Origin of the sequence: Acetobacter sp. AN02, from assembly GCF_029759835.1 — a bacterium.
Lineage (GTDB): Bacteria > Pseudomonadota > Alphaproteobacteria > Acetobacterales > Acetobacteraceae > Acetobacter.
The window spans coordinates 1-17,643 of record NZ_JAJJND010000054.1 but is presented as its reverse complement, the minus strand read 5'-3'; the positions used below and the strand labels follow the sequence as shown (position 1 = coordinate 17,643).

Genomic DNA, 17,643 nt, shown 5'->3' with positions numbered 1-17,643 from the left:
AATGATCAGCATCCTGTGAATCACATTTTTAGCCCAATGGGTACCCCGTGAGTCTGATCAAGAAACGGTTGGTATAAGTCCGTGAGTTTCATGGCGGCATCGACCCAGATATCCGTGACGTCGCGCAGTTCCTGGTGGCTGACCGGATTGACGTGCTGGCGGACGCGGGACATGGCGTGGTGCGAGTTGTAGCGGCGGTCGAGGCGTGAGAGGTAATCACGCACGGCGGCCTCACCTTCTCCGGGTTCCGCGAGCACGTCCACGATACCCATCGTGTGCAGTTCTCCGGCGCTGTAGGTCTGGCCGCTGAGGATCATTTTCTCGGCGGCTTTCATGCCGATGCGGCGGCTGAGGAGCGTGTAGGCGCCCATGCCGGGGAAGAGGTTGAACAGCACTTCCGGCAGGCCGAACACTGCGTCCTTTTCCGCGATGATCACGTCGCAGGAGAGTGCGGCCTCGAAACCGCCGCCGAGCGCATCGCCCTGCACCAGGGCCACGGTCGTCAGGTCGTGGCCGTAGCCATCCGCGTTGGCGAATACGACATCGACGCAGGCATGGGCGTAACGACGCAGCTCCTCGCGGGCGTTTTCGCGGATCTTCTTTGAGAACAGGGCGAGGTCGCCACCGAGGTTGAAGATTCCCGGGACGTGGGAGGCGACGACGACGTGGCGGACCGGGCGGGCTTCGGTTCCGGCGCTGGTGACGACCTGGCTCAGCGTGGCCTGGGTCAGGTGCAGGTCGCGCAGGAGCTGCGGGGTGAAGCTCGGGCGGCCATCAGGCTGCATGAAAATCCACAGGGTCCGGGCGGCTGCCTCATAGATCGGATCGACTGTGGCGGGATTGATTCCGCTGAATGTGCGGGCGGCGATATCCGTCTCGCTGTCCGGTGTCATGATGTTCTGCGCTGCTGTGCCGACAGACGCGGAAATGGGAAAAGTGCTGTTGAGCGCTGCAGAAGACATGAGACCAGACCTCCGGTTATCAATATTTTCCGTGAGTTCCTGTCTTTCAGCATGACAGGGCGGGAATACGGCTATTTGACAACAGAAAGTATTTCAGGTTTCAAGTAGAGTTACTTTTGTATATATTTTTGGATTTTTCTTTATTTAATAAATATTATTATTTTAATTATATTTATTATATTTAAAAACATTATTATTAATAATGATTGCGTCCGGAAAAAAAGAAATCGCCTTACATAATAACGGTATTTTCACACGGATCGTTTTTTAAAAATCAATCATTATTTAACGAAAATGGATCGTCTGACGAATTTTTCACGAAACGATTAAAGACCGAGACGATTGAGACATTATTTTTGACGAAAATTTGATATTTATGGCCCATTGGTAATGTTCTGACTGTCCCGTTCAGCACTGATTCGCCCTATCGCGAGTCGCAGTACGGACGGAACGCTTCCTGCACCTGCTTCATTTCCTGCGCGATAAGCTGCAGCTGTTTTGTGGCGTTTTCCGGGCTGGAGATGAAGCTGCCTGTCTGCATTGCTCCGCACAGGGCTGTCAGGTGATCGGCGCCCACATTCGAGGCGGCGCTGCGCAGGGCATGGGCTTCTTCCGAGACGCGCGACCAGTCCCTGCGTGAGGTTGCGTCCTCGATCTGTGTCAGGACGGCGGCGGCTTCCCTGAGGAAATCGGAAATGACTTCGGCGCGGAACTGCTCTCCGCCGAGATCGAAGAGGTTCTGGAGGGTCTTGCGGTTGAGGGTCTGGGGCGGGAACGGAACGATCACGCCCTCGTCCGGGCGGGACCAGCCTGCGCCGGCATTTGCCCCGCGGCGGATGCGGACCCGGGCGTCGGGGATCAGGGACAGGATGGTTTTCGTGAGTGTTTCTGCCTGGAGCGGTTTGACCAGGACCGCGTTCATGCCTGCGTTCCTGCAGCGTTCGTGGCTTTCATCCGTGCTGTCGGCCGTGAGGGCGACGATGGGCAGTCTCTGCCCGCTGACGGCAATCTCGCTGAAGCGGTAGAGTTTGGTGGCTTCGATTCCGTTCATGACCGGCATGTTGACGTCCATCAGGACGAGGTCGAACTCCTCTTCATCCAGACAGTCGAGCGCGTCCTCTCCGTTATCGGCCGTGCGCCAGGAGAAGCCTTCTGCGGAAAGGGTCTTGCAGACCACTTTCTGATTCACCGTGTTGTCGTCGACGACGAGGATATGGAGAGCGCGGCGGCCGGTCATCTCGGGGGATTGCTCCGTCTGCTGTGTGGAATGGGAAGGCCGGGCGACCTGCGGCTGCGGGTCCGTGAGAGGGAAGGTTTCGGAACGGTGAAGCTCATGCAGGAGGGCGACAAAGGCGCTGACGGCCTTTTCGTCCGCATCCGGCTGGAGGGCCGTGACGGCGTGTACGGGGGCGTTGATCCCACGCGACTCGCTGTCTCCCGGAGTCCCCAGCCAGATGCGGTGGCTTGCATCACACAGAATCCGTTCCTGTTCCAGCGTTCCGTCTGACAGGACGAATCTCGGGTAGTCTGCTTCCAGGAGGAGGATGGTCAGTTCGCTGGCTGTCGTGACCAGGGTGACGGTGATTCCGGTTTCCGCAAGCCGCGCCCGCAGGGGGCCGCAGACTTCCGGATCGCGGGAGAGCAGCAGGATGTCGTTCAGGACCGGTGCGGGTTTCTCGTCCGGGACAAAGGGCTGCGGTTCTGCGGGCTGCATCGGCAGGGTGACGGTGAAGACGCTGCCTTCTCCGGGGAGGCTGCGGACGTCGATATTTCCGCCCAGCAGCGTGACCAGGCGGCTGCAGATGGTGAGGCCGAGGCCGGAGCCGCCGAAGCGGTCCACCACGGAGTCGTCTGCCTGGGTGAACGGTTCGAAGATGCGTCTTTCCACGCTTTTGTCGAAACCGATTCCGGTATCGGTGACCTCTATGGTCAGGAGCAGTCTGCCGCCGGTGGCCGGGGCCGCATCGACGCGGATCAGCACGTATCCGAGGCTTGTAAACTTGACTGCGTTTCCGGCGAGATTCCGCAGGATATCGCGCAGATGCCGGGCATCTCCGTTCAGTCTTGGCGGTGTGCGCGAGGAGATGAACACGCTGAAGGCGACGTCCTTGCGCAGTGTTCCGACCGAGGTGATCCGCCGGATTTCCCCGACCAGGCCGACCAGGCTGAAATCTCCAGCGCGGATGGAGCCGTGGCCGCTTTCGACCCGGGTGAAATCGAGGAGGCCCTCGATCATCTGCAGCAGCGAGCCTCCGGCGGTGCTGATGGTCCGGACCATATCCTGCTGTTCTCCGCTGAGGGATGTGACGGAGAGATGGCCGGACATGCCGAGAATCGCGTTGAGCGGTGTGCGCAGTTCGTGGCTGACGCTGGCGAGGAAGAGGCTTTTGGCGCGGCTGGCTTCCTCGGCCTGTTTGCGCATCCGGGAGATGAAGCGGATCAGTGTGGCGGAGTAAATCGGGACGATCAGCAGGGCCAGCACGAGGCTGCCGAAGAGATATCCGGTGTGCTGCCAGACCTCGAGTCTGTGGACGGCAGCCCAGAATCCGACGGCGCCGCCGACGGCGCCCATGATCATGTATTTCAGGCCGAAGCGGAATCCGTATCCGAGGATGGCCCAGAGATAGACCGGATAGAGCGGCAGGATCGACAGGCTGCCGACGGCCATGCCCAGGGAGAGGCATCCGAGGTCCCAGGCCATCTGGAGCAGGCGGCGGGGAACGGAGGGCCGCGGATCCTTCAGCATGGCCAAGGCGATCATCAGGCCGCCGGTGAGATAGATGACGGCGAGGCCGAACACGCGGCTGAAGAGGACCGGGGAGATATGCTGTCCGGCCATCAGGATCAGCAGGTAGATCTGTACGACGGATGCGAGGATCAGCCGGTTGAGGACGATCTGGTGTTCTCCGTCCGACACCCCGACCGCGCGTCTGAGCATATTCCGCAGGGAGTGATATCGTGTCATGCGGCGGCGTCCCGTGCGGGATGCCGGCCTATCATGTCACTGAGTCCACCGGGAATACCGCCCCGCCTGCTGCTTCGGCGGCGTTGCCGGAGAACCGGGCCGTGAAATCCTCAGCCGGCAGGGGCGGGCTGAAATAATATCCCTGCCCCAGTTCGCAGCCGTGATCCCTGAGCCATGCGAGCTGGGATTCCGTCTCGATTCCTTCCGCGATCACGCGTTTTCCGAGGGTCTGTCCGAGGCTGATGATGGCTTTCACGACGGCCTGGTTCTCTGCTGAGGTCGTGACATCATTCATGAAGATCTTGTCGATCTTGAGGAGCCGGATCGGCAGGCGGGTCAGGTAGATCAGCGAGGCGTAGCCCGTTCCGAAATCGTCGATGGCGATGGAGACGCCCATCTGCTGCAGGGCGGTGAGCTGCTGGGCGGCGTGTCTGTTGGATTCGATCAGGGTGGTTTCGGTCAGTTCCAGTTCCAGCATGGAGGGATCGAATCCATGCCGGAGCGTGGCGCGGGTGACGAGTTCGTGCAGGTTGTGATGCCGGAAGAGGATGCCGGAGATATTGACCGCGATCCGCAGTTTCAGCCCTGCGCGGGCCCATTCCGCGCCCTGACGGCAGGCTTCCTGGAGGCACCACAGCGTCATGGGGATAATCAGCCCGGTTTCCTCTGCGATGCCGAGGAATTCTCCGGGCATGGACAGGGAGCCGTCCGGCCGCACCTGGCGCAGCAGGGCTTCCGCGCCGGTCAGTCTGCCGGTGGTGAGATCGACCTCCGGCTGGTAGTGCAGGACGAACCGGCGTTCTTCCACGGCTTCGCGCAGGGCCTGTTCCAGTTCCGTGGTCTGGCGGAACTCTTCCTCGATGGCGTGGCTGAAGAAGACGTAGCGGCTGCCGCCTTCGTGTTTGGCGCGGTACATGGCGAGATCGGCCTGACGGAGCAGGGTCTCGAAACTGTCCCATTCCTCCCGCCGGAACAGGCGCACGCCGATGCTGGCTCCGACGACGACCTTGCGTTCAGACAGGGAGAAGGGGTGATCGAAGATGCGGATGAGCTGTTCGGCCAGGTCTGCGGCGGCTTCCCTGTTCTCGACGGGGCGGATGATGGCGAACTCGTCTCCGCCGAGGCGGCAGATCAGACCCGGTCCGGGCAGGGCGAGGCGCAGTCTCTGCGCGACCTTGCGCAGGAGCACGTCTCCGGAGGTGTGGCCCAGCGTGTCGTTGACGCCCTTGAAGCGGTCCAGGTCGATCAGCAGGAAGGCGTGGGAGAGCTCCGGGCTGCTGTTCTGCAGGGAGGAACGGAGCATGGTTTCCAGCCGGGAGCGGCTGACGAGGCCGGTGAGCTGGTCGGTCCAGGCGAGGTTCTGGAGTTCCTGCTCGGCTTTCTTGCGGTCTGTGATGTCGAGCGAGGTTGTCAGGATATAGGGGCGGCCTGTCGTGACGTCGTGCAGCGGCACCTTGGAAGTGAGCAGGTAGCGTTCGAGGCCGTAGCGGTCCCGGACCTTTTCCTCGTAGCGCGGGACGGCAAGTCCGTTCTGCAGGATGACCTGGTCGGCCTTGCGACTTTCTTCCGTGGAGCTGACGGCTGGTCCCATCACGTTGGTCTGGAACTTGTTGGAGAAGATGCAGTTGCCCTTGTCGTCCGAGGCGCTGACGAAGGCCGGGATCGAGTCGATGACCTGGATGAGCTGGTCGCGGCTTTCGCGCAGGGCTTCCACATGGGCTTCCCGGCTTGTCTGCAGTTCCTTCTCGAGCCGGGCGGCGTGACGGCGGACGCGGAGCTGGTGCCAGCGGAGCTGGAGCAGGTTGCGGACCCGGGTAAGGAATTCGGTGTGATCGACCGGGCTGAGGAGGAAATCGGTGGCTCCGGAATCGAGGGCGGAGATGCGGTAGGCCCGGTCCTCATAGGCCGTGACGATCAGGACAGGGACGTCCCATCCCCAGTCGAAGCCGCGGATGCGGGCCGTGAAATCCGCGCCGTCCATCAGCGGCATACGGTAATCCGTGATGACCAGATCGGGGATTTCCCCGGCCTCGAAGGATTCGAGGGCTTCCATGGATGTGCTGAAGGTCGTGACGCGGATATTCGTTCCCAGCGACATGGCGAGTCGTGAGAAGATGGCCCTGTTCGTGGCCCGGTCATCAACTATGGCTATCAGACGCATCCGGTTCCCTGTAGTTCTTCTGCGGTCCGGGCGGCCTTTACGCGCCACGGCGGGCAGGGCCTGACACCGGCCCTGCCCTTGATCTTCCCGCTTATATTGCCGGAATATTGCACAGAGATTTCAGTCTGTCCCTGGCGGTCTGCACCGTGGATTCGCCGTGCTTTCTGTCCGGCTGTCATGAGGCTGCCTTTTTCCGGGATTTCCGCCGGGCGGCCGGGGCGGAAGGCGGTTCAGCCGTCCGTCTGAGATAGGGTGCGAGGAAGCGGCCGGTGTGGCTCTGCGGGCAGGCGGCGATCTCTTCGGGGGTGCCTTCGGCGACGATCCGGCCGCCGCCGTCTCCGCCTTCGGGGCCGATATCGAGAATCCAGTCTGCGGTCTTGATAACCTCCAGATTGTGCTCGATGACCACGACCGTATTGCCCTGCCCGACCAGGGCATGGAGGACCTCGAGCAGTTTGCGGACGTCCTCTGTATGCAGGCCGGTGGTCGGTTCATCCAGAATATAGAGCGTGCGTCCCGTGGCGCGGCGGGCGAGTTCCTTCGACAGTTTGACGCGCTGGGCCTCTCCGCCCGAGAGGGTTGTGGCCTGCTGTCCGAGTGCGACGTATCCGAGGCCGACCTTCTGCAGGATGGCCAGCCTGTCCCGGATGCGGGGCTGGGCGTCGAAGAAGGGGCGGGCTTCGTCAACGGTCATGGCGAGGACGTCCGCGATGGATTTGCCGCGGAATCTGATGTCCAGGGTTTCCCGGTTGTAGCGGGCGCCCTTGCAGGCATCGCAGGTTACGAACACGTCCGGCAGGAAGTGCATCTCTATTTTCAGGACGCCGTCGCCCTGGCAGGCTTCGCAGCGTCCGCCCTTTACGTTGAAGGAGAAGCGGCCGGGTTTGTAGCCCCGGGCGCGGGCTTCGGGCAGTTCGGCGAACCAGTCCCGGATCGGTGTGAAGAGATCGGTGTAGGTTGCGGGATTGGAGCGCGGGGTGCGACCGATCGGGGACTGGTCGATATCGATGATCTTGTCGAGCAGCTCGACACCTGTGATCTCCTCGCAGGGGGCGGGCGACTGCCCGGAGCCCATCAGTCTGCGCGAGAGATATTTATAAAGCGTGTCGATCACGAGGGTGGACTTGCCGCCGCCCGAGACGCCGGTGACGCAGGTGAAGGTGCCGAGCGGGAAGCGGGCCGTGACGTCCTTGAGGTTATTGCCGGTGGCACCTGTGACGGTGACCATGCGTTTCGGATCGACCGGCCGGCGCGTGGCGGGGACCGGGATGGATTTCCGGCCGGAGAGATAGTCTCCGGTGAGGCTGTCTCTGTTCTGCGCGACCTCGGCCGGGGTTCCGGCGGCGATCACCGTGCCGCCGCTGACACCGGCGCCGGGTCCCATGTCGATCAGCCAGTCCGCGGCGCGGATGGCGTCCTCGTCATGTTCCACAACGATCAGGGTGTTACCGAGTTTTTTCAGCCTGTCGAGCGTGGCGAGGAGGCGGTCGTTATCGCGCTGGTGCAGTCCGATGGAGGGTTCGTCCAGCACGTAGAGCACGCCGGTCAGGCCCGAGCCGATCTGGCTGGCGAGACGGATGCGCTGGCTTTCTCCGCCGGAGAGCGTGGCGGAGCCGCGTGCGAGGGTGAGGTAGTCCAGCCCGACATCGACGAGGAATTTCAGTCTGTCCGTGATTTCCCTGAGGATACGGCGGGCGATTTCCGCGCGCTGGGGCGTGAGGGTCGGGAGCACGGAGTCGAACCAGGCGAAGGCGTCCCGGATGGACAGGTCTGAGGCTTCCGCGATGTTTTTTCCGGCCACGCGCACGCAGAGCGCTTCCGGTTTCAGTCTTGCGCCATGACAGACATGGCAGGGTTTGTCGGCCTGGTAGCGTGCGAGTTCTTCCCGCGCCCAGACGCTGTCGGTTGCGGCCATGCGACGTCTGAGACTTCTGATGACACCTTCGAAGGGTTTTGCGACGGCGTAGCTTTTTTTCGCGTCACGATAGAGGAAGTTTACGTCTTCCTTCGTGCCGTTGAGGATTGCGTCCTGTGCGGATTTCGGGAGTTCGCGCCAGGGTGTGTCCATACGGACCCCCAGATGGGCGGCGACGCTTTCCAGAGTCTGCTCGTACAGATCGCTTTTATTGCCCCGCCAGGGGGCGATGGCGCCAAGTGCGAGGGAGAGCTTCTCGTCCGGCACGATGAGGCGCGGGTCGAAGAAGGTTTCCGTTCCGATTCCGTCGCAGGAGGGGCAGGCGCCCATCGGTGCGTTGAAGGAGAACAGGCGGGGTTCGATCTCCTCCAGGGTGAAGCCGCTTTCCGGGCAGGCGAAACGGGCGGAAAAGGTCGTGCGGGTGACGGCCGCGGATTCGTCACGCGGCATGTCTTCCGTGCAGACCACGCCGTCTGCAAGGCCGAGTGCGGTTTCGAGGCTGTCCGCGAGCCGGGACTCGATTCCGGGTTTGACCACGATGCGGTCCACGACGACCTCGACCGTGTGGCGCAGCTTGCGGTTCAGGGAGGGGACGTCCGCGATTTCGTACAGCTCTCCGTCCACCTTGACGCGGGAGAAGCCCTTGCGCTGCAGTTCGGCGATTTCCTTGCGGTATTCTCCCTTGCGGTCCCGGATGACGGGGGCAAGCAGCAGAAGGCGCGTGCCTTCGGGCATGGCCATGATGCGGTCTGTCATCTGGGTGACGGTCTGTGCCTCGATCGGCAGGCCGGTTGCGGGGGAGTACGGGATGCCCGCGCGCGCCCAGAGCAGGCGCATATAGTCGTGGATTTCCGTGACGGTTCCGACGGTCGAGCGCGGGTTTTTCGAGGTGGTTTTCTGTTCGATCGAGATGGCCGGAGACAGGCCTTCGATGGAATCCACGTCCGGCTTGCCCATCAGTTCGAGGAACTGCCGGGCATAGGCGGACAGACTTTCCACGTAGCGGCGCTGTCCTTCGGCGTAGATCGTGTCGAAGGCCAGGGAGGATTTTCCCGAACCGGACAGCCCGGTGACGACGGTCAGGCAGTCGCGCGGGATGTCTGCGTCCACGGAGCGCAGGTTGTGTGCCCGCGCGCCACGGACGCGGATGGCGTGGGTTGAGGGGAAAGAATCGCTGTCCATTGCGGCGGCGGTCTCCTCGTAGCCGGGTGATCTGGTCTCCTTACATAGGCGCGTCCGGGTTCTGAGGTAAGGCTTTGTGGTGTCTCAGGAAAAAGAGCGTGCGGGACCGTGGTCAGGACTGCGGATTTCCGTTTCGTTCTTCGGGACTGCGTGGTCCGAATCCGGCGATCACCGGATCGTGTTCCGGGTAGATTTATAAAAAATGTTCTATTTATTTTCCTGAAATGAAACATATGTTCTATAGGCAATCCGTGGTCCGGAGGCCTGTATTCCGGTGGCCTGTGACCGGGAGTCCCGGGCGGGTCGGCCGGGCATCTTCCGTCCACGAGAAATCGCCGGGTCGTGTCCTGCTATCTGTCGTTTCCGGCATCAGGAATTCATGCGCGGGAGAAAAAGAAAAATGAACCGCATTTCAGACGTGGTCATGGTGAAGTCGGAGCGGCATGATGTCGCCTATGTTCTGAAAATCTGCTCCGTTGCCGCCCTTGGCGGTATTCTTTTCGGGTACGACACTTCGGTGATCTCAGGGGCGATCGGGCCGCTGCAGGAATTTTTCCATCTTTCCGCCTCCGAGACGGGATGGGCGGTTTCGAACGTCGTGTTCGGCTGTATTTTCGGGGCACTGATCTCCGGGTGGCTGGCGCATCGTCTGGGCCGGCGGATGACCCTGTTCATCTGTGCCGTGATATTCTCGATCCAGTCCGTCGGTGCCGCGCTGGCTCCTGATTTTTTCTGGTTCGTGCTCTACCGTATGCTGGGCGGTGTGGCTGTGGGTGTCGCATCGGCCGTATCTCCCATGTATATGTCTGAGGTTTCTCCGAAAGACATGCGCGGCCGTGCGCTGAGCATGGAGCAGTTTGCGATCGTTCTCGGTCAGGTTGTGGTCTTTATCGTCAACTACCTCATTGCCCGGACGGCCTCTGCATTGTGGCTGCAGACGATGGGCTGGCGCTGGATGCTGGCTTCTGAGATCATTCCGTGTATCCTGTTCTGTGTAACGGTGTTTTTCATTCCTGAGTCTCCGCGCTGGCATATGCTCAAGGGACGTGAGGATGAGGCGCGCCGGACTCTGGTGCGTATTTCCAATGAGCATCACGCCGAGAATCTGATGGATGAAATCCGTGAGTCGATCGGCAGTTCCGCGAATAATACAGGCCTGAGCCTCGGGCAGATGTTTGCGGACCGTAATGCGCGCTGGATCGTGTTTGTCGGAGCGGCCGTGGCGGCTCTGCAGCAGGTTACGGGCATCAATGCCATGATGTATTACGCCCCGATGGTTCTGCAGTCGACCAGCGGCAGTTTGCAGGCGGCACTTTTCCAGACCATCTGGATCGGGTTTGCGCTGCTTCTCGGATGTATTCCGGGAGCGTGGATCGTGGATCTGAAGGGGCGCAGACCTCTGATGCAGTATGGTTCCGTTCTTATGATCCTCAGCCTGCTGGTCGTGTCCTGGGCGCTTTATTCCCAGAGCACCGGACCTCTTGCCCTGATCGGGATGCTTGGCTTTATGTTTGCCTTCGGTTTTTCCTGGCGGCCTGTCACGTGGATTCTGGTTTCCGAGATTTTCCCGAACCGTTTCCGGGCTATTGGCATGAGCATCGCGGTTGCGTCCAACTGGATCGCGAATTTCATCGTTGCTCAGGGGTTCCCGATGATCAGTCAGAATCAATGGCTGAACGAGCGGTTCCACGGGGCGTTCTCCATGTGGCTGTTTGCTGCGGCGGGCTGTTTCGCCATGTGGTTCGTGTGGCGCTATATTCCCGAGACGAAGCGTATTTCTCTGGAGAGAATTGAGACAACGATGATGAGTCTTGCTCCGGGATCCTCATCTCCTGTCGGTGCGGAGTATCAGGAGTCCTGACGGATCGAGAGCTGACGGGGGCAGATGGCAGTGTCCGGCGGGAGGTGTTTTCCGCCGGACACTGACGGGAATTTTCTGACGGATGAAGACCAGGAAAGAGAAGATGATAGTCTCTGATCTGCTGCGTGCTCTTTCACGGCTGTTTTCCCGGACTTCCGGCCGTTCTCCTGAACGGAGTGCTCCGGATGTGCCGCGGGCGTCTGCGGCGCCTCTCCGGGGGGATGATTCTGTATCATCGTCTGATTTTCTTACGGTTTCGTGTTTCCTGACCGGCAAGAACGATCTGAGTCCTGCCGTTGCGGCTCGGGCATATGCGGCGCTGTCTTCCGCAGATGCGACATTTGCGGCTTCCGTTTCGGATCTGCTGGGGGCCATCTGCACGGGACGTCTTGCGGATATGAAAATGTTCGATGATTTTGCAAGGCAGTATCCTGAACCGGCTGCCGCGGCCCTGCATATTATTTCCGCGTGGTATCTCGGATATACCGGCACGCCTGAACCGTTATGCAGCGAGGATGATTCCGCCTTTGTTGCTTATGAGAGTGCGCTGATGTTCCGGCCAACCGCCGATGTCACGGCGCCTCCTTCCTATACGCCTGGCCGGACGGATTACTGGCAGGAGCCTCCTGCCTCTCTTAAATCCGACCGGACATGTCTTTCTGCCTGAAAAGAGAAGAATATGACTGCATCCTCGTATGATGCCGATGTTGTTGTCGTCGGCTCCGGCGTGACTGGCAGCAATCTTGCGTATGAGCTTGCGCGGAAGGGCAGATCGGTCATCATTCTTGAGTCCGGCATCCGGATTCCGCGCTGGAAGATCGTTGAGAATTTCCGCACGTCGTCGCGCAAGGTCAACCGGAACGATCCGTATCCCAATGCGCCGTATGCTCCGAATTCCTATACGCCGGGATATATTGAAAATACGGGAACATTCCGGTTTCTTCCCGGAATGCTGCGTCTTGTGGGCGGAACGACGTGGCACTGGGGGGGGAGCGACGTGGCGGTTCCTTCCCAATGACATGCGGCTGCGGACGCTGTATGGCGTGGGGCGTGACTGGCCTTTATCCTATGAGGATCTTGAGCCTTTTTATACTCGTGCCGAGTATAATCTCGGGGTTTCGGGCTCTGACACGGAGGATCAGTCCGGTCTGGAGAGTGGTGTCTGCTTTCCGCCCCGTTCCGCCCCCTACCCTGTCCAGAATGAGTCAGAGACCTATTATTTCCAGCGTCTGAAGGCGCGGCTGGGGCCGGAGGGATATATTTTCCTGCATGAGCCTCATGTCCGGACGAACAGGCCCTATGACGGTCGTCCGGCCTGCTGCGGCAACAACAACTGCATGCCTGTCTGTCCGATCGGGGCGATGTATTCGGGGGAGGTGCATGTCAGACATGCCGAGGCCTGCGGGGCGAAACTCATTACGGACGCAACCGTTTTCAGGATCGAGAAGGGTGAGGGCGGGAAAATCGCGGCCGTGCATTACAGGACGTCGGAGCATCGTGATGTGCGGCTGACGGCCCGCTGTTTCGTTCTGGCGTGTAACGGGCTTGAGATTCCGAAGCTTCTTCTGATGTCTGACGTGGCCAATTCTTCCGATCAGGTCGGGCGTAATCTTATGGATCATACGGGGATCGGTCTGCAGTTTCTTGCAGATGAGCCTGTCTGGCCCGGCCGCGGTCCCATTCAGCAGGGCGGGATTTTCAACTGGCGAGACGGTCCGTTCCGGTCTGAGCATGCCGCGATCAAGCATTCGATCAATAATGCCGTCATCAATCAGGAGGTGACGCGGATTCTGCTGTCGCGGGGGGTGACGGGCCGCAGGCTCGATGAGCAGATCCGCTTTATGTCATCACGCTGGGTGGAATTTTCTACGACTTTCGAGATGCTGCCCTATGCGCATAACCGCGTGCAGCCGTCGTCCACCAGGAAGGATGCTCTGGGTATTCCCGCGCTGACCGTTCATTATGACACGGACGACTATATTGCGCGCGGGGCGGCCAGAGCGAAGGAGGATTTCAGGACATTCGTGAAAACCATGAACGGAACCGTCATTGATGATGAGTCCGGGTGGCAGAACCGGGATCATCTGATGGGGACCGTGATCATGGGGGACAATCCCCGCAGCTCCGTTGTCAATCATGAATGTCGCAGCTGGGATCATTCGAATCTGTTTATGGCGACGACGGGGGTGATTCCGGCGAGCGGTGTGGTCAATCCCACCCTGGCGGCTGTTGCTCTGGCGATCCGGTCTGCTGATATCATCGAGAGAGAAATCTGATCCATGGCTGTACGAATGATCAGAACCCTGCTGCTCTGCGGGATGGCTTCCCTTCCGGGGATGGTGCGGGCGGCGGCCCCCTCCCCTTCCGGGACGCATGAAATCTCCGGTCCGGGACAGGAGGATCTGCAGAAGCTGATTGCGCGGGGGGCGTATGTTGCGCGTATGGCGGATTGTGCGGCCTGTTATACCGGCGCTGATGGCACGCCCTATGCCGGGGGGTACAGGATCGTTTCTCCGCTCGGGGCGATTATTGCAAAAAATATCTCCCCTTCTTCAGAGTTCGGAATTGGCGGATGGTCCGAGGCTGAATTTGCGCGTGCGGTGCGAAAGGGTGTGACGCCTCATGGTCATCTTTATCCGGCCATGCCCTATCCGGCTTATGGCGGGATGTCGGATGATGATATTCATGCGCTTTATACCTATCTGACGAAGGCGGTACGGCCTGTCGAGCGTCCGGCGCTTCCGGTTACGAAACTTCCTTTCCCGTTCAGCTTCCGTCATCTGATGATCGGATGGAACGCTCTTTTTGCACGCAGCCGGCCTGCTCGTTCCGGGGATATGGCCCCGGGCAGTATTGAACGCGGGCGTTATCTTGTTGAGGTCACCGGGCATTGTTCGGGCTGTCATACGCCGCGCAATGCCCTGATGGCTGAGGACCGGTCACGTCACCTGGCGGGGGCTCCGGTCGGCGGGTGGTTTGCGCCGAACATCACGTCCGATACTGTCAGCGGGATCGGGGGGTGGAGTGAGGACGAGCTGGTTACCTATCTGAAAACCGGTTCCGTGGCCGGGAAGAGTCAGGCGGCCGGGGGGATGGCTGAGGCGATTTCCCACGGGCTGCGGCATCTTGAGGAATCTGATCTTCGGGCGATCGCGCGGTATCTCAGGACGGTTCCGCCGGTGCGTGAGTCCGGACAGAGCGTGCCTGCGTATGGAGTTCTGTCTGCCAGACCGGATGATATGGATGCGTATGCTTTCGGGCGTGACCGGTCTGCTGCTGCCATGGCGGACGGTTCAGGCACGGGGGGGGCGCGGATTTATCTCAGTGCCTGCGCGTCCTGTCATCAGTTGCATGGCGAGGGTACGGGGGATCAGTTTTTCCCTTCCCTTTTCAGGAACAGTTCGACCGGAGGACCGTCTGCGAGGAATCTCGTCATGGCGATCCTCAAAGGGGTGCATCGTGAGACCGATGACGGGGATGTTGTCATGCCCGCTTTTAGCGATGAGCTGAATGATGCGCAGATTGCAGCGGTTTCGGAGTATGTCCTGCACCGCTTTGGCAATTCTTCCCTTCGGGTATCTGCTGAGGATGTTGCGGCTCTTCGTGCCGAGCGGCAGCGATCCGTTCTGTCGGAATTTTCGGGTGTCCTGGGGGCAGCCGTGGCCTGTGGTGTGGCCGCACTTGCGGGGCTGTATCTTCTGGGGGCCGGACGGCGCGCCAGGGCTGTTATGACGATATCAGAGGAAGAGGACTGAGGATTTACCGTCTCCGCCGGGTGTTTTTATTCCCGGCGTTCGGCAACGGCTGTTGCCAGTGTCATCACCAGGGCCATTGTGGCGGCGTTGGAGCGGAATCCCATGAAATCCGCTTCCATGACCTCAAGCCACAGCCCGGATGAAGGGATGACCGGACTTGCCGGGCTGTCCGTGACGGCCACGATCGGGACGTGACGTTTTTCCAGCGCCCTGAAGAGTTCGATAGTCCGTTTTGCGTAGACCGTAAAACTGATGACGATTGCTGCATCTTCCGGACCTGCGGACAGCATGGCCTCATCCTCCATGCCGGATTCCAGGCCGATGATGCGGTGGGATATCTCCATTTTCGTGAACAGATATGAGAGATACCGGGCGACCGGCATCGAGCGGCGCAGGCCCAGGATATAGATGCGGCGGGCTTGTGCGAGGCGTGTGATGGCCTCATCGAGCCTGGTGCGGTCCATATGGTGGTGCATGGCCTGCAGGGATGCCAGCGCGGCTTCGTAGAATCCGTCGAGCAGGGCCGAGGCGCTGGCCGGGCTGCCGTCGGCCGCATGCAGGGCGTTGACCCTCTCTCCGTAGGAGATTGAGCGGCTGCGGATACGATCCCTGAAGATGGCCTGCATTTCAGAAAAGCCGTTGAGATCAAAGGTCCGTGCGAAACGCACGACCGTCGAGGGCTGTACGCGTGCGATGGCGGCGAGGCTGCTGACCGTGCCCAGAGCCACGTCGTCAGGGCTGGCGAGCACGGCGTCCGCAATCTGCTTCAGGCGCGGGGGGAGTGTGGCGTAGCGTGCGCGGAGCTGCTGATGGAAGGCGTCATAATCTTCTGAGGAGAGAGCGGAATCCTGAGACTCACGGGTGGCAGCGCATGTGCGCGATGAGGGCATCAAATCAACTCCGGATCGTCTCTGCTGCCGGTCAGGTCTGGATTTATGTGCTGCCCGGGGGATCTCCTGCATCACCATAAGGTGAAAACGACGAAAAAGAAGGGAAAATGTATTCTAAAATATATCAATAAATAGAATATTCGTTCTATAAGGAGGCCGGAACCAACCGGAGGGGAGTACGTAAGATGGATTCGTCTGATCTGGATGTCATTGCCATAGGGCGCTCCTCTGTCGATATCTACGGCCAGCAGATCGGCGGCCGTCTTGAGGATATGGCCAGTTTCAGCAAGGGCGTGGGCGGATGTCCGGCCAATATTGCCATCGGCACGTCCCGCCTCGGGCTGCGTTCCGGTCTTATCACGCGTGTGGGCAACGAGAATTTCGGCCGGTTCATCCGTGAGCAGCTTGCGCGTGAGGGTGTGTCTGTGGATGGCATCGTGACGGATCCGGACAGACTGACGGCGCTTGCCATTCTGGGGGTGCGTGACAAGGACACGTTCCCTCTTCTGTTCTATCGCACGGACTGTGCGGATGCTGCTCTGAACGAGGAGGATATTGATCCGGCCTTTATAGAGCGTGCGAAGGTCGTGCTTGTCAGCGGAACGCATTTTGCCCGCAGCGCGAGTGCGGTGGCCCAGCGCAAGGCGATGCGGATTGCGCGTAAGGCCGGTGGCCGGGTGGCCATTGATGTGGATTACCGGCCCAATCTGTGGGGTCTGGCGGATATCGGGGAGGGAGAGTCCCGGTATGTGCGCTCGGGAGAAGTGACGTCCCTTCTGATGTCCGTTCTTCCGGAATGTGACCTGATTGTCGGCACCGAGGAGGAGCTCCATATTGCGGGGGGCAGCGAGGATACGCTGACGGCGATCCGTAATATCCGGGCTGTCTCGGGCGGCACCATCGTGTGCAAGCGCGGGCCGATGGGATGCGTTGTCTTTGAGGGCGACATTCCCGATGATATCGAGAAGGGTGTGAAGGGGGCTGGTTTCCCGATTGAGGTCTATAATACGCTGGGGGCCGGGGATGCGTTTATGTCCGGTTTCCTCAGGGGCTGGATCAGGGGTGAGCCGCTGACGGAGTGCTGCACCTATGCCAATGCCTGCGGGGCGTTTGCCGTCTCCCGCCTGCTCTGCTCTCAGGAAATTCCGACCTGGGAAGAGCTGCAGTATTTTCTGAAGAACGGCAGTGAATTCCGTGCGCTGCGTCAGGACCCGGAGCTCAGCCATCTTCATCGTGTGACGACGCGTCGTCATCAGGCCACGCCTGTCATGGCTCTGGCCTGTGATCACAGGATGCAGCTTGAGGAGATTGCCCGGGAGGTCGGAGTTCCTTTTGAGCGGATTTCCGCCTTCAAGCGTCTGGTTATCAGGGCGGCCACACGTGTGCGGCAGGGCCGGGCCGGTTTCGGGGTTTTCATGGATGGCATTTATGGCCGTGATGCTCTGACGGATGCGTCTCATGAGGGGCTGTGGATTGCACGTCCTGTTGAAAAAACCGGCTCCCGTCCTCTTGAGTTTGAATGTGGCGGCAGTCTGGGGGCGCATCTGACCGAGTGGCCGGTTGAGCAGACGATCAAGTGCCTGTGTTTCTATCATCCGGATGATCCGGAGGAGCTGAAGCTGCGTCAGGAGCGTGAACTGTTCCGCGTCTATGACGCCTGCTGCAGGACCGGGCGTGAGGTTCTGATTGAGATCATTGCGGGCAAGAACGGTCCTCTGGAGACCGGAAGTGTGGCTGCGGTGCTGGATCGTCTGTATGATATCGGGATCCGTCCGGACTGGTGGAAGCTTGAGGGGCAGAAGAATCCTGCGGCATGGCAGGCGATTGCCGATGTGATCGGGGCGCGTGATCCGCATTGCCGGGGTGTGATGATTTTACGTCGTGTCGTCAGTTAAGCAGTATGATGATTGAAGCGAACTGCACGGCTGCGAGGAAAGTAGATTTGAGTTTGT

Annotated in this window: 11 protein-coding genes; 6 read left to right on the top strand and 5 right to left on the bottom strand. The window is 60.3% G+C overall.

What is annotated here, in order from left to right; genetic code table 11:
• Nucleotides 1–20: 20 nt before the first annotated feature.
• The 4 genes from LOC54_RS07860 to uvrA all read right to left on the bottom strand — a co-directional run bounded on the left by LOC54_RS07860 (nt 21) and on the right by uvrA (nt 9,185).
• A complete protein-coding gene (locus LOC54_RS07860; protein ID WP_279313273.1) occupies nt 21–962 on the bottom strand; it encodes a crotonase/enoyl-CoA hydratase family protein in 942 nt (313 codons plus the stop codon).
• A 424-nt stretch (nt 963–1,386) separates the two neighbouring features.
• Nucleotides 1,387–3,927, bottom strand: a complete 2,541-nt coding sequence (locus tag LOC54_RS07855) for an ATP-binding protein (protein WP_279313272.1) — start codon at nt 3,925–3,927, stop codon at nt 1,387–1,389.
• A gap of 31 nt (nt 3,928–3,958) precedes the next feature.
• Nucleotides 3,959–6,088, bottom strand: coding sequence for an EAL domain-containing protein (locus LOC54_RS07850; protein ID WP_279313271.1), 2,130 nt, complete (start codon nt 6,086–6,088; stop codon nt 3,959–3,961).
• 175 nt (nt 6,089–6,263) lie between these two features.
• On the bottom strand, nt 6,264–9,185 hold the full coding sequence (uvrA, locus tag LOC54_RS07845; protein WP_279313270.1) for an excinuclease ABC subunit UvrA: 2,922 nt from the start codon (nt 9,183–9,185) through the stop codon (nt 6,264–6,266).
• 400 nt (nt 9,186–9,585) lie between these two features.
• On the opposite strand from uvrA, the gene LOC54_RS07840 reads away from it, so the two are divergent.
• The 5 genes from LOC54_RS07840 (at nt 9,586) to LOC54_RS07820 (ending at nt 14,801) form a co-directional block, all read left to right on the top strand.
• Nucleotides 9,586–11,046, top strand: a complete 1,461-nt coding sequence (locus LOC54_RS07840; protein WP_279313269.1) for a sugar porter family MFS transporter — start codon at nt 9,586–9,588, stop codon at nt 11,044–11,046.
• Nucleotides 11,047–11,149: 103 nt separating this feature from the next.
• The gene (locus LOC54_RS07835) at nt 11,150–11,713 is read left to right on the top strand and encodes a sugar dehydrogenase complex small subunit (protein ID WP_279313268.1); all 564 of its coding nucleotides are present in this window, start codon (nt 11,150–11,152) and stop codon (nt 11,711–11,713) included.
• 12 nt (nt 11,714–11,725) lie between these two features.
• Nucleotides 11,726–12,064, top strand: coding sequence for an FAD-dependent oxidoreductase (locus LOC54_RS07830; RefSeq protein ID WP_279313267.1), 339 nt, complete (start codon nt 11,726–11,728; stop codon nt 12,062–12,064).
• Nucleotide 12,065: 1 nt separating this feature from the next.
• Nucleotides 12,066–13,322 (top strand): GMC family oxidoreductase, encoded by a 1,257-nt coding sequence (locus LOC54_RS07825; protein ID WP_279313266.1) that lies wholly within the window; start codon nt 12,066–12,068, stop codon nt 13,320–13,322.
• A 3-nt stretch (nt 13,323–13,325) separates the two neighbouring features.
• The gene (locus LOC54_RS07820; protein WP_279313265.1) at nt 13,326–14,801 is read left to right on the top strand and encodes a cytochrome c; all 1,476 of its coding nucleotides are present in this window, start codon (nt 13,326–13,328) and stop codon (nt 14,799–14,801) included.
• A 26-nt stretch (nt 14,802–14,827) separates the two neighbouring features.
• On the opposite strand, the gene LOC54_RS07815 is transcribed toward LOC54_RS07820, so the two are convergent.
• The gene (locus LOC54_RS07815) at nt 14,828–15,691 is read right to left on the bottom strand and encodes a MurR/RpiR family transcriptional regulator (RefSeq protein WP_279313264.1); all 864 of its coding nucleotides are present in this window, start codon (nt 15,689–15,691) and stop codon (nt 14,828–14,830) included.
• 185 nt (nt 15,692–15,876) lie between these two features.
• On the opposite strand from LOC54_RS07815, the gene iolC reads away from it, so the two are divergent.
• A complete protein-coding gene (iolC, locus tag LOC54_RS07810) occupies nt 15,877–17,586 on the top strand; it encodes a 5-dehydro-2-deoxygluconokinase (RefSeq protein ID WP_279313263.1) in 1,710 nt (569 codons plus the stop codon).
• The last annotated feature ends 57 nt before the right edge of the window (nt 17,587–17,643 follow it).